Raw genomic sequence first — 12379 nt, 5'->3', positions numbered from 1 at the left:
ATGCGCAAAAAAGCCTCACGCCGGGAACCAGTTGCGCTGGGGGAGGGACTGCACGATCGGGCCAGGAACTTGATCGTGCAGCCGTCCGACCACGTTGCCGCCTTCGATCTTGGCGGGCCGGTCGTGGACCGGGAGCAGGTAGCGCGAATTGCTCAAGAGTTTCTTGATCGCCGCCTTTTCCGCGCGCTTGCTGGTGCCGTGGTTGCCGGTGGTGCGCGGCTCCCAGTCGTGGATCTCGTGGAAGGGCGTGACGATCTGGTCGTTGAAGTCGTAGATCACGTCGCCGCAGATGGTCGCGATGCCGTCGGCGGTATGGACGATGATGTTCATCGATCCCTCGGTGTGGGCGTTGGCGGCATCGCAATAGACGCCGGGCATCAGCTCGATCGGGCCGGTGATTTCGAGGTCGAGGAAACGCAGCGCGCTCTTGGTGTGCAGGCGGTCGATCAGGTGCTTGATGTCGGGCGCCGGATATTGCGGATGCATCAGGCCGGAGACGGAATATTCGAGCTCCTTCCGATTGACGACGACGGTCGTGTTCATCGGGAACAGATCGTCCTTGCCGGCATGGTCGATGTGCAGATGGGTGTGGCAGACGAAGCGCACGTCGCCCATGCGCACGCCGTGGCGCGCGAGTTGGTTCTCGATCATGTGCTCATGGTACTGAAGCCCCCGCATGCCCAGCGTCTCCATGATCTGGTTGGAGCGATAGCCGGTGTCGACTACGACTGGATAGGGACCGCCGAGGATCAGGAAGCCGAGGGTGAGGACGCGGCGGGTGCGGCCGCAGTCACGGCCGAGCACCAGGAAGCTCGATTCCAGCTCGATATCGCCATAGTCCAGGATCTTGATCTCCAGCGCCATACGTTTCCCTCCTGTCTCGTTTCTCGTCTGTCAAAGCCGGTAGACGCGCGTCGCCGTTGCCCGGAAGATCGCATCCTGCTGCTCGGCGCGCAGCGACGCGGCGGCGGCGCGAAAGGCACCGATGAGCTCGCGATAGCTGGTCCACAATTTCTCGATCGGAAAATTGGAGCCGAACAGGCAGCGATCGGCGCCAAAGATCGCGACGGTGTCGGTGAGCACGGCGGCGATATGCGCGGGGTCGTTGCGATGGATGAAAGTGCCGAGCCCGGAGAGCTTTGAGACGACGTTCGGGCAAGTCGCAAGCCGGGCCATCCCTGCGCGCCAAGCGGCGCGCCCGGCCGGGGAAAGGTCTTCGAGCATGCCTGCATGCTGAAGGATGAAAGTCACCTTGGGGCAGGACTCGGCGAGCTGCGCCGCATCCGGCATCTGCGGCGTGAAGACCTGGAGATCGAAGCTCCAGCCGTAGTCGGCGAGGTGCGCAATGTTACGGCGAAGCGTCGGATCGATGCAGAGATCGGGCTTGGACGCGAAGCGGTAGAGCGGGTTCTCATGCCAGTGCAGCTGCATCCGCACGCCACGCACCAGGGAATAACGCTTCAGGCGGTCGAGCTGCGGGCGCACGTCGTCGGCTGCGAAATTGGCGTAGGCGACGATGGCATGCGGCCAGCCGCGCTCTTCGGCGGTCCGCTGCACCCAGGCTGCTTCGTCCTCGAAGTGCTCAGGCGCCCAATTGGTCTGCACATAGACCGAGCGGGTGACGCCGGCACCCTTGAGATCGCCGAGATACTCCTCGATCGGATAGTCGCGGCGGATCGGCTCGTACGGTCCGAAGATGCGCGGCTGCATGGGGCCGATCAGCCAAGGCAGGTCGGCCTGCCGCCAGATGTGATGATGGCCGTCGACAATATCGTTCACGCAGCTCTCCTTCGTCCCAGTGCCAGTACATGGGCTACGATCGAGACGCTCGATCCGCCGTCGACGAGATCGTCGACGAAGCGTTCGATCGCGACGAGCGCTTCGGTCTGCGGGCGGAAGCCCGGTCCTGTCGCGAGCGGCGTCAGCCAGCTCAGGCGCCAGGCCCGGCGCGACAATTTCGCTACAGCGTCGCGAAGAGCATCGGGTTCGCCGCGCTCGAGCCCGTCCGAGACGACAACTACGGCGGCGCCGCGGGCATAACCGGCGAACCGCGGCACCGCGAGGAACGCCTGCAGCGCGTCGCCAATGCGTGTGCCGCCGTCCCAGTCGCTGACCAGATGCGCCGCGGCGTTCAGGGCCTGCTCGCGGCGCTTCATCCGTAGTGCGCGGGTGACACGGGTCAGGCGGGTACCGAAGGTGAAGACCTCGACATTGGGGGCAGCCTGCACCAGCGTATGCGCAAGCTTCATGTTCTCCTCGGTGCGGCTCTTCATCGAGCCGGAGACGTCGATCAGCAGCAGGATCTTGCGCAGGCGCTGGCGCCGTTTCATGTGGCCGAGCCGCAGGATCTCGCCATCACTGCGGACGCTGTCGCGCAGGGTGCGGCGCAGATCGGCGAAGGGGCCGCGGCGCGCCCGCATGCGGCGGTGGCCACGCCGCCGCGGCAGGCGCCGCGGTGCCTCGCGTGCCAAGCGGCGGAGCGGATCGGAGGTGGAGAGCTGGGCGAAGCGGCGCTCGACCAGCGCTTCGGTGCGGGTCGCGGTGAGGCCGGATTCGTTGGCGTCGTCTGAGAGCTGCGGCTCCTCCTCGCCGCGTCCTTCCTCCTGGAGCCGGACGGTCTCATCGTCCTCGCCGTCGTCGGCGTGTTCGATCGCATCGCTGCCGCGGAAGTGGAGGTCGAACAGCCGGTCGAAGGTCGCGCGGCGTTCGGGCGGCGGGGCGAGGGTGGCCAGTGCGGCCTGCCTGATATGCTCGAGGTCGCGCGGACCGAGCAACTCGATCGCGGAGAGAAATGCAGTGGTCTGTTCCGGCGCGACGGCGAAACTGTTGGCGCGCAGCAGTGCGGCGAACGAGATGAAGATTCGGGCAGCGCGCGGAAGCTGGAGCTGTTCGCTCATGCGGTTGCCTCCGCGAGCATCGCATCGAGCCGGGGCGCGATGAAGTGCAGATCCTCCTCGTCCTTGAGCGCGACGCCGATCGAACGCTTGAAGGCATCGGGCCAGCGCGCGCCGCCTTTATGGAGGAGCGTTGCGGCCTCGGCCCAATCGACGGCTTCGGCGATGCCAGGCGCCTTGCTCAGCGGTTCTCGCCGCAATTTCTCGACGGCCGCAACGACGGCCCGGGCTGTGGCATCGGCGACGCTGGACGCGCGCATCATGATGATCCGCGCCTCCCGCTCGGCGGTGGGATAGTCGATCCAGTGGTAGACACAGCGGCGCCGCAGGGCTTCGTGCAGATCGCGCGTCCGGTTCGAGGTGAGCACGACGACCGGCCGCTCCGCGGCGCGGACCGTGCCGCGCTCGGGAATGGAGATCTGGAAGTCGGAGAGGAATTCCAGCAGGAATGCCTCGAACTCCTGGTCGGCACGGTCGATTTCGTCGATCAAGAGCACGGTGGAGTCAGGCGCGCGCAGCGCTGCCAGCATCGGTCGCTCGATCAGGAAGGTTTCCCCGTAGATGTCGATGCTGTCGTCGCCGGCCTGGCGGATCGCGAGCATCTGGCGCGGGTAGTTCCATTCGTAGAGCGCGGCAGATGCGTCGATGCCCTCATAGCACTGCAGGCGGATCAATTGCCGGCCGAGCACGGCAGCGATGGCTTTCGCCGCTTCTGTCTTGCCGACACCGGGCGCGCCTTCCAGCAGCAGCGGCTTGCCGAGGGCGAGCCCGAGATAAGCGGCGGTCGCGAGCCCCTCGTCGGCGAGGTAATAGGCCGCCCGCAGCGCCTTCTCCAGCGCCTCCGGGCTGTCGATGCCGACGATGTTGCTGCGAACGGCCACGGTGTCTCCCTCAGCGCCGTGCCTGCGGCCGCGCGCCGCCTTGGGCTTTGATCGCCCGCAGCACCTTTTCCGGCGTGATCGGCAGATCGTCGATGCGTACGCCGACGGCGTTGAAGATCGCATTCGCGACGGCCGGCAGCACCGGGTTGGCACACATCTCGCCGGGGCCTTTGGCACCGAAGGGGCCGTCGGGCGCGGGGCGTTCCAGCACGGCGATGTCGTGCGGACAGATGTCGCCCGGGCCAGGCATCAGATATTCGACGAAGTCGCGGGGCCCGTGAACCGGTTCGGGGTAATAGGGCTCGGGCGTCTCGTAGAGCGCGTGACTGACACCCATCCAGGCGCCACCAACCAGTTGCTGCTCCACCAGGCGCGGGTTGAGCGCGCGGCCGAGCTCATAGGCCGAGTCCATGCGGACCATCGCAACCTCGCCGGTCTCGTCGTCGACCTCGACTTCAGCGACGAGGCAGGCGTGGGCGTAGCAGGTCGCCGGCGACATCTCGCCCGTTTCGGGATCGACGTCGGAGAGCGGCACGAGAAAGATGCCGCGACCGGAGATGGTCTTGCCCTGCTTGAACTGGGCGGCAATCGCGACATCCTTGGTCGAGATCGAGCGATGCGGCGCACCCTTGACGTGGATGTTGCCACGGCCGTCGGTGTCGAGATCGGCGGCGTTGACCTCGAGCTCCTCGGCCGCCGCCTCCATCATCACGCCGCGCGCCTCGCGGGCGGCGGCCATCACCGCATTGCCGACACGGTGGGTGCCGCGTGAGGCGAACGAGCCCATGCAGTGCGGACCGGTGTCGGAATCGGCGGTGTCGACATAGACGTCCTCGACCGGCACGCCCAGTGTCTCCGCGCAGATCTGCCGCGTCACCGATTTCATGCCCTGCCCAAGATCGATCGACGACAGCGCCACTGTGAACTTGCCGCTGGGATTGGAATGCACCAGCGCCTGGCTGGGGTCGCCGCCGAGATTCATGCCGATGGGATAATTGATCGACGCCATGCCGCGTCCGCGATGCCAGGTCATCTTAGCGTCTCCTGGTGCCGAAGACGGAGGAGAAACGAGTCGCGCCATGCGAAGGCGCGGTGGGCCGTGGCGAGGGGGCCGGCGGAGTTGGTGGTGGCGGCTCGCGCGGCGGTTCGCGGGTGACGGTGGGCGGGAGCCGGTCATAGCTGGTGCGCTGTTGGACTGGCGCGGCCGGCCGGCTGCGCGAATCCGTCGGCGTAGGCGGGATCACGGCGCGGCTGCCGCCACCGTCCTTGCGCGAGGAGGCCCGCTTGAACTCCTCGCGGATCGGCCATTTGGCTTTTTCCGCGGCGACCTGCACGCACTCGATCAAGGCGGTGTTCTTGGCCTCGCGCCGGTGGGCCTTCATGTCGCCGTCGCGGTAGGCGTTGAGGATGCGGAACTCCATCGGGTCCATGCCGACGAGGTTCGCCAGCTTGTCCATCTGACACTCGATGGCGAAGTCCATCGCGGTGACGCCGAAGCCGCGCATGGCGGTGGCCGGCGTGCGGTTGGTGAAGACGCAATAGACGTCGCCATAGACGTTCGGGATCGTATACGGACCCGGCAGATGCGCGGCGCATTTCACCGCGGCATAGCTCGACAGCCGCGTATAGGCGCCGCTGTCGAAATAGGCGCGGATCTTGCGCGCGACGATGCGGCCGTCGCGCATCACGCCGTCCTTGATGTAGATGCGTTCGGCGCCGCGCGGCGGGCCGTATTGCATCTCCTCCTCGCGGCCGAACACGTAGCGGACGGGGCGTCCCGTCAGCATGGCGCCGAGGATCGCGAGCGGCTCGGTCAAGGTGTCCACCTTGCCGCCGAAGCCGCCGCCGACGGTGCCGCCGATGAAGTGGAAGGTGTTGGAGGGCACATCCAGGATCTTGGCGCAGGTGTCGACCGAGAAGAACAGCGCCTGGGTCGAGGTGTAGACGACGTAGCGGCCGTTGGTGTCAGGCGCGGCGATCGCGCCGTTGGTCTCGGTCGGCGCGTGCTCGATCGGCGACATCTGGTAGCGCTGCTCGAGCACGTGGTCGGCGGTCGCGAGCGCCGCATCGGCATCGCCAAAGCGCAGCTTCTGGTGGTCGTAAACGTCGTGATAGGTAAAGGTGTTCTTGGGATAGGTCTCGTTGACCACGGGTGCACCAGGCTTCAGCGCATCCTCGACGTCGAACACCGACGGCAGCGGTTCGTAGTCGACCTTGACCTTGGCCACCGCCTCGAACGCCTCGCGCTCGCTGTCGGCGACGATGGCGACGATCGGCTCGCCCTTGTAGCGGACCTTGTCGACGGCCAGCGACGGCTCGTCGTCCTTGCCGAAGTTGATCAGGCTGAGCAGCGTGTTGAGATTGACCGGCACATCGGCCCCGCGAATGATGCGGCGCACGCCGGCCGACCGCTCGGCCTCCGTGGTGTCGATGCGGCGCAGCTTTGCATGCGGATGTGTCGAGCGCACGACCTTCAGATGCAGCATGCCCTGCAGCTTGTGGTCATTGAAATAGCTCGAGGTGCCCGTGACGTGGCCGAGCATGTCCTGGCGCTGGGTGCCCTTGCCGATCTCCTTGAGATTATCGTCGCGCTCGTCGGCGAAGATGTCCTTGCGCAGTTCCAGCATGGTCGCGTTCCCTTAGGCGCTGACCCGGCCGCCCGCGGCGGCGAGGATGGCATTGATGATCGGCTCGTAGCCGGTGCAGCGGCAGATGTTGCCGGAGATCGCCTCGACGACCTCGTCGCGGCTGGGCGAGGGGTTGCGGTCGAGCAGGGCTTTTGCCGCCATCAGCATGCCCGGCGTGCAATAACCGCACTGGGCGGCAAAATGGTCGGCGAAGGCGCGCTGCAGCGGATGCAGGTTCGGGCCCTGCTTCATGCCGTCGAGCGTCTCGATCGAGCGGCCGGCGACCGTCTCGGCGAGCGTCAGGCAGGACAGGTGCAGCTCGCCGTCGATCAGCACGCTGCAAGTGCCGCAGCCGCCCTGGCCGCAGCCGAATTTCGGCGTCATGTCGCCGATCAGCTCGCGAAGTGCCACGAGGAGATTGGTGCCACCGTCGACGAAGATCGCGACGTCGCGGCCGTTGTGGCGAAATTGCAGGGGGATCTTCGACATGGCGATCTATTCCTGTCCCGACAGCAGACGCCGCAGATGCACGCCGACGATCTCGCGGCGGTACCAGGCGCTGCCGAGCGCGTTGTCCGACGGCGATGTTCCTTCGCTCGCCGCCGATGCGGCAGCCGCGATGGTTGCGGCATCCAGCGAGCGGCCCTCCAGTGCGCGCTCGGCGGCGCGGGCGCGGATCTGCGTCGGCGCCATCGAGCCCAGCGCGATGCGGGCGCCCGCGATCCGGCCACCAGAGATCGGCAGATGCGCGGCGAGCGTGATCACCGAGCCGCCTTTGGGCTTGATGCGCGCGATCTTGCGATAGCGGAAGGCCTCGCTGCTGGCCGGCCGGGTGCAGGAGACCGAGAGAACCAGAGTGCCGGCTTGCCGGTCCCGCGCCTGCAGAAACTCCTCGATCGGGATGTCGCGCGCGCCGAAGCCGCCCGCGACAGCGACGGTGGCGTCGAGCGCGAGCAGCGCCACGGTGAAATCGCCGTAGGGGCTTGGCGCGAATAGATTGCCGCCGACGGTCCCCATATTGCGTACGGCGGGGCCGCCGATCGAGCGGGCGGGAGCGTGGAGGAAGGCGAGATCGCGTTCGGCGAGGACGCGCGCGAAGGTGACGCCGGCGCCCAGCGTCACGCGCGGGCCGGAAGCGTCGATCCGGCTCAACGCCTGGTCGCTGGCGCGAACGATCGTCGAGATCGAGACGTCGCCCTCGTTCAGCGCCCGCATCACCAGCGTGCCGCCGCCGAGATAGCGCGCGCTGCGGTCCGAGGACAGCACCCCAGCCGCCTCGCTCGCATTCGCAAAGGTCTTTACCGTCACGGCCATGGCTTAAGCGGCCTCCTTCATGTGCCGGCGGATCGCTTCGAAACCGGCCTGGTAAATGTCTTCGGCGACCATGTGGGTGATGCGATCGCGATCCTCCGGCTTCGTGGTGAACCGCGACTCCCAATGCCAGAAGGTGCGATCGCCGTCGGTGACGGGCAGCAGGCGGACATGGGCGACGTAGTTGAACATCGGGATTGGCGTATCCAGCAGACAATAGCTGAAGGTCTGTTCGAGGTCGGACAGCGCCAGCAACTGTTCGCGCAGCTCGGAGCCATCCTTGAGCTTGAACCGCCTGACGCAGCCGATCTTGTCGGCGGACTGCGCGCGTTCGATGGAGGAGGTCGCGACCGCCGGATGCCAGCGATCGTGCCCGTTGAAATCGCGCAGCACGTCCCACACCGCGTCGGTCGGCGCGTTCAAAATCGTGCTCTTGACGACATGCGGCACGGCTAGCCTCCGAACACACGCTTCAGCGCGTCGAAGCCGCCCTGGAACACGCCGCCGCCGATATTGTTGACGAGCTCGGTCTCGCGTTCGGGCGCGCAGTCGAATTCCGCGGTCCATTCCATGAAGGTCTGGTCGCCATCGGTGACGGGCGTGAGCCGCAGGGTCGCGACGTAGTTCTCGACGCCCATCGGCGATTCCAGGATCGAATAGGTGCAGAACATGTCGTAGTCGGAGAGCCCGAGCAGCTTCTCGCGGATGCGATCGCCGTTGCGGAGGCGAAAGTCTCTGACGCAGCCGATCTTGTCGGAGGGCTCGCCGCCCTCGATGCGGCTTTCGGCGATGGCCGGGTGCCAGTTCGGCATGCCATTGAAATCGCGAACCCGCGCCCAGACGCGGTCGTTGCGGGCATTGACGACGGTGGAGACGTAGACGCGGGCCATGGCGCGACCTCAGCTCTTCTTCCGCGGACCGCGCTCGGCCGGCGGTTCGCCGCCGCCCTCAGCCGCGGGCGGGGAGGGCGCAGGCTTGTCGCCACCGCCACCCTTGCGCGCGGCATCCTTGATGCCTTGCATATCGCGGGCCTCGCGGATCAGGCCGGGCATTTTTGCCAGGCTGCCGCCTTCGACGCCGATGTCTGACAGGATGGAATCGATCAGCGGGGCCTGGACGCGGTAGCGCAGGGCAGAGTCGATCACCTCGTCGGTGGCGCTGCGGCCGCCATTGCCGCCGCCGTGTCCGTTGCCGTTGAGGCCGTCGACCTGGAGGATGCGAATGCCCTCGATTTTCTCCATCGGCTTGACGCTCTCGCGCACGATGCCCTCGATGCGGTCGAGCAGCTTGCGGCGGAACAGCGAGTAGCGCGCCTGATCCGTCAGCACGTTCTCGGCCTCGTTGAGCATCCGCTGGGCCTCGGCCTCGACAGCGGCGCGCACACGCTCGGCTTCGGCCGCGATCCGGGTCTCCTCGGCCTGTTTCTCGGCCAGCAGGACCTCGACGGTCTTGCGGCGCTTGGCGATCTCGCTCTCGCGCGCGGTGACGACGCGCTCGGCCGCTTCGGTCGCACGCATCCGTGCCTCCTCGGCGGCGGCGCGCGCGGCCGACTCCTCCAGCGATTTCTGATGGATGGCGATTGCCTTCTCCATCAGAACCGTCTCGACATCCTTCTCGCGATTGACCTCGAGCTTGCGCAGCTCGCGCTCGCGGCCGACGCGGGCCTCGTCCAGCCCGCGATCGGAGGCGATGCGGGCACGCTCGACCTCCTCGCGCGCGGCGATTTCGGCCTCCTGCAGCGATTGAACGCGGGCGACCTCGAGCTGCTCGATCGCACGCCGCCGCTCGATGCGGGCCGCCTCGAGCGCCTGTTCGCGCGAGACGTCCGTGGTTTCGACCTCCTTGCGCGCGACGATCTCGGCCTGCTTGACCTGCCGGTCGGCGTCGATGCGTTCGGAGCGCTTGGTGGAGAGGGCGATGACGCGGTCTTCGTCCGCGATCTCGACGGCCTTCTTCTGCTCGATGTTGAGCACCTCGCGCTTCTTGGAGGAGTTGATGCGCTCGGCCTCGAGCGCCAGATCGACCGTGATGCGCTGGCGCTCGATGGCGTCGCGCCGCTTCAGTTCGGCCGCCTCCAATGTGCCGGTCCGCTCGATCTCGAGCGCCCTGGTCTCACGGTCGGCCTGGATACGCTCGGCCGCGACCGCCTTCTCCTGGGCGATGCGGGCCGCCTCGATCGCCTCGCGCGAGGCGATGTCCGCTTCCTCGACGGCGCGGTTGCGGGCGATCTCGAGCGAACGCACGCGCTCCTCCTGCGCGATGCGGCTGGCTTCCGTGGCTTCGCGCGCCGTGATGCCGGCGACGTCCAGCGTCTGGTTGCGCTCGATCTCCAGCTGCCGGGTGTTCTGCTCGGCGGCAATGCGCTCTGCGGCCAGCGTCCGCTCGCGGGCGATGCGGGCGGCCTCGACTGCGCGCTGCGCCTCGATCTCGGCTTCCTGGATGGTGCGCACCTGCTGGATCTCCAGCGCGCGGGTGCGTTCATCCGAGGAGATGCGCTCGACGTTGACCGTCATCGTCTGGGCGATGCGGGCCTTTTCGGTGGCCTCGCGCGCGGCGATCTCGGCCTCGTCGACGGCACGGGTGCGCTCGATCTCACGGCGCCGCGTTTCCTCTTCATTGGCGATACGGGCATCGGTGACGACGCGATCCTGCTGGATGCGGGCCTTCTCGATGGCTTCGCGGGCGGCGATCTCGGCTTCCTCGACCGTGCGCATGCGCTCGATCTCGCGCTGGCGGACCTCACGCTCGGAGGCAATGCGGGTCGTGTCGATCGAGCGCTGGTTGGCGATCCGGGTTTTCTCGATTTCCTCCCGGGCCAGCAGCTCCTTCTCCTCGATCGTCCGGGTCCGCTCGATCTCTTTCTGGCGGGTCTCGCGTTCGGAGGCGATGCGGGCCTCGGCGATCGCCTGGTCGTTGGCGATGCGGGCGCGCTCGATGGCCTCGCGCGCCGAGATCTGCGCCTGCTCGGCCTCGGTCTCGCGGAGCGCGCGCTCTCGAGCCACTTCCGTGCGTTGAAGCGCGCGGCGCATTTCGATGTCGCGCTCCTGTTCCAGCCGCGCGGTTTCGCTCTCGCGCTCGATCTCGAGTGCCTGCCGCTCGGCTTCCAGGTTGCGGGAGCGGATCTTGATCATCGAGTCCTGCTCGATGTCGTTGCGCAGCTTCCGCTTCGCCTCGATATCCTCCATCAGCCGGGTCAGACCTTCGGCGTCGAACCTGTTCGAGGGGTTGAAGAATTCGAGGTCGGTCTGGTCGAGATCGGTGATCGCGACCGATTCCAGCTCGAGGCCGTTCTGCGCGAGCGCCTCGGCTGCATTTGTCTTGACCCGCGCGACATAGTCGCCGCGCCGCTCATGCATCTCCTCCATCGTCATTTCGGAGGCGACCGAACGGATCGCCGAGATGAACTTGCCGGCGAGCAGGGCGTGCAGCTGCTCCGGCTCCATGGTGCGGCGGCCGAGCGTCGCCGCTGCGATCGAGACGGCCTCCCGGGTCGGCTGCACCCGGACATAAAAATCGGCTTCGATATCGACGCGCATGCGGTCGCGGGTGATCACAGCATCCTGCTTCGAACGTACGATGCCCATCGGCAACACGTTCATGTTGACCGGCGTGTAGTCGTGGATGAACGGCAGCACGAAGGCGCCGCCGTTGATCACCACACGCTCGCCGAGGAAGCCGGTGCGGACGAACGAGGTTTCCTTGGAGGAGCGGTGGTACAGCCAGTTCACGATGTAGACGCCGACCACGATCACGATGATCGCGATGATCAGCCAGAGGATCAATTCGCCGACCAATATCCCTGACATCTTTCTCTCCCTCGAACCTTCCGGCGTTACCGCGCGCCGATCGCCTTGAATTGACGCACCTGTTCCGTCAGCGCCCGCTCCACTGGAAGCCGCTCCATCGAGGAGGCGCCGTAGAAGCCGTGGCAATGGCGGGTGTTCTTCATGATGAAATCGGCATCGGCGGGATCCGCGATCGGGCCGCCATGGGCCAGCACCAGGATGTCCGGATTGATGCTGAGCGCGGCCGCGGCCCAGGTATCGATCCGCGCAGGGCAGTCCTTGAGCTTCAAGGCCGTCTGAGCGCCGATCGTGCCGCCCGTCGTCAGGCCCATGTGGCAGACAATGATGTCGGCGCCGGCGATCGCCATCGCGGCGGCCTCCTTCTCGCTGAACACGTAGGGGGTGGTCAGCATGTCCTTGTCGTGCGCCTTCGCGATCATGTCGATCTCGAGCGCATAGGACATGCCGGTCTCCTCGAGATTGGCGCGGAAGGTGCCGTCGATCAGCCCAACCGTCGGAAAGTTCTGGACGCCAGCAAACCCGAGTGCCTTGAGCTGGTCGAGGAAGACGTCCATGTCGCGGAACGGATCGGTGCCGTTGACGCCAGCAAGCACCGGAGTCTGGTCGACCACCGGGAGCACCTCGCTCGCCATCTCCAGCACGATGGCATTGGCATCACCATAGGCCATCAGGCCGGCGAGCGAGCCGCGCCCGGCCATGCGATAGCGGCCGGAATTGTAGATGACGATGAGGTCGACGCCGCCGGCCTCCTCGCATTTGGCCGACAGGCCGGTGCCGGCACCGCCGCCGACGATCGGCTCGCCGCGCTTCGCCATGCCGCGGAACTTCTTCAGGAGGGCTGCGCGTTCAAACCTGGCCAT

General features: G+C 66.8%; 12 protein-coding genes. All 12 read right to left on the bottom strand.

Features of this window, described 5'->3' with window-relative positions; genetic code table 11:
* Window positions 1-15 precede the first annotated feature (15 nt).
* Genes AAFG16_RS31200 through AAFG16_RS31145 form a run of 12 tightly spaced genes read right to left on the bottom strand, consistent with a single transcriptional unit; the run spans window position 16 to window position 12379 of the window.
* Complete coding sequence (locus tag AAFG16_RS31200; RefSeq protein ID WP_063694536.1) at window positions 16-864, bottom strand: MBL fold metallo-hydrolase; 849 nt, start codon at window positions 862-864, stop codon at window positions 16-18.
* 30 nt (window positions 865-894) lie between these two features.
* Entirely contained in the window at window positions 895-1779 is an 885-nt protein-coding gene (locus tag AAFG16_RS31195) for an amidohydrolase family protein (protein WP_342731441.1), read from the bottom strand.
* A complete protein-coding gene (locus AAFG16_RS31190) occupies window positions 1776-2897 on the bottom strand; it encodes a VWA domain-containing protein (RefSeq protein ID WP_342731439.1) in 1122 nt (373 codons plus the stop codon). The genes AAFG16_RS31195 and AAFG16_RS31190 overlap by 4 nt, the downstream gene beginning before the upstream one ends.
* Window positions 2894-3775 carry a MoxR family ATPase gene (locus tag AAFG16_RS31185; protein WP_342731437.1) on the bottom strand — a complete coding sequence of 294 codons (882 nt, stop codon included), beginning with the start codon at window positions 3773-3775 and terminating at the stop codon, window positions 2894-2896. The genes AAFG16_RS31190 and AAFG16_RS31185 overlap by 4 nt, the downstream gene beginning before the upstream one ends.
* Before the next feature lie 10 nt (window positions 3776-3785).
* The gene (locus tag AAFG16_RS31180; protein WP_342731435.1) at window positions 3786-4808 is read right to left on the bottom strand and encodes a molybdopterin cofactor-binding domain-containing protein; all 1023 of its coding nucleotides are present in this window, start codon (window positions 4806-4808) and stop codon (window positions 3786-3788) included.
* Window position 4809: 1 nt separating this feature from the next.
* On the bottom strand, window positions 4810-6402 hold the full coding sequence (locus AAFG16_RS31175; RefSeq protein WP_342731432.1) for a molybdopterin cofactor-binding domain-containing protein: 1593 nt from the start codon (window positions 6400-6402) through the stop codon (window positions 4810-4812).
* A 12-nt stretch (window positions 6403-6414) separates the two neighbouring features.
* Window positions 6415-6891 (bottom strand): (2Fe-2S)-binding protein, encoded by a 477-nt coding sequence (locus AAFG16_RS31170; RefSeq protein ID WP_342731430.1) that lies wholly within the window; start codon window positions 6889-6891, stop codon window positions 6415-6417.
* A gap of 6 nt (window positions 6892-6897) precedes the next feature.
* Window positions 6898-7716, bottom strand: a complete 819-nt coding sequence (locus tag AAFG16_RS31165) for an FAD binding domain-containing protein (RefSeq protein ID WP_283080301.1) — start codon at window positions 7714-7716, stop codon at window positions 6898-6900.
* A 3-nt stretch (window positions 7717-7719) separates the two neighbouring features.
* Window positions 7720-8163, bottom strand: a complete 444-nt coding sequence (locus AAFG16_RS31160; RefSeq protein WP_283080300.1) for an SRPBCC family protein — start codon at window positions 8161-8163, stop codon at window positions 7720-7722.
* Window positions 8164-8165: 2 nt separating this feature from the next.
* A complete protein-coding gene (locus AAFG16_RS31155) occupies window positions 8166-8603 on the bottom strand; it encodes an SRPBCC family protein (RefSeq protein ID WP_157331006.1) in 438 nt (145 codons plus the stop codon).
* A 9-nt stretch (window positions 8604-8612) separates the two neighbouring features.
* Window positions 8613-11519: a flotillin domain-containing protein gene (locus AAFG16_RS31150; protein ID WP_342731424.1), complete on the bottom strand. Its 2907-nt coding sequence runs from the start codon at window positions 11517-11519 to the stop codon at window positions 8613-8615.
* A 26-nt stretch (window positions 11520-11545) separates the two neighbouring features.
* Window positions 11546-12379, bottom strand: a complete 834-nt coding sequence (locus AAFG16_RS31145) for a phosphoenolpyruvate hydrolase family protein (RefSeq protein ID WP_283080298.1) — start codon at window positions 12377-12379, stop codon at window positions 11546-11548.

Origin of the sequence: Bradyrhizobium sp. B117 (assembly GCF_038969555.1) — a bacterium.
Lineage (GTDB): Bacteria > Pseudomonadota > Alphaproteobacteria > Rhizobiales > Xanthobacteraceae > Bradyrhizobium.
Note: the sequence above shows the minus strand (reverse complement) of the source record. Positions and strands in the feature narration are given on the sequence as shown.

Bases quoted from the DNA above. Each gene is read 5' to 3' on its own strand.
- AAFG16_RS31175 (WP_342731432.1), bottom strand. From the start codon at position 6,402: ATGCTGGAACTGCGCAAGGACATCTTCGCCGACGAGCGCGACGATAAT.
- AAFG16_RS31155 (WP_157331006.1), bottom strand. From the start codon at position 8,603: ATGGCCCGCGTCTACGTCTCCACCGTCGTCAATGCCCGCAACGACCGC.
- AAFG16_RS31150 (WP_342731424.1), bottom strand. From the start codon at position 11,519: ATGTCAGGGATATTGGTCGGCGAATTGATCCTCTGGCTGATCATCGCG.
- AAFG16_RS31170 (WP_342731430.1), bottom strand. From the start codon at position 6,891: ATGTCGAAGATCCCCCTGCAATTTCGCCACAACGGCCGCGACGTCGCG.
- AAFG16_RS31145 (WP_283080298.1), bottom strand. From the start codon at position 12,379: ATGGCCAGGTTTGAACGCGCAGCCCTCCTGAAGAAGTTCCGCGGCATG.
- AAFG16_RS31165 (WP_283080301.1), bottom strand. From the start codon at position 7,716: ATGGCCGTGACGGTAAAGACCTTTGCGAATGCGAGCGAGGCGGCTGGG.
- AAFG16_RS31200 (WP_063694536.1), bottom strand. From the start codon at position 864: ATGGCGCTGGAGATCAAGATCCTGGACTATGGCGATATCGAGCTGGAA.
- AAFG16_RS31180 (WP_342731435.1), bottom strand. From the start codon at position 4,808: ATGACCTGGCATCGCGGACGCGGCATGGCGTCGATCAATTATCCCATC.
- AAFG16_RS31190 (WP_342731439.1), bottom strand. From the start codon at position 2,897: ATGAGCGAACAGCTCCAGCTTCCGCGCGCTGCCCGAATCTTCATCTCG.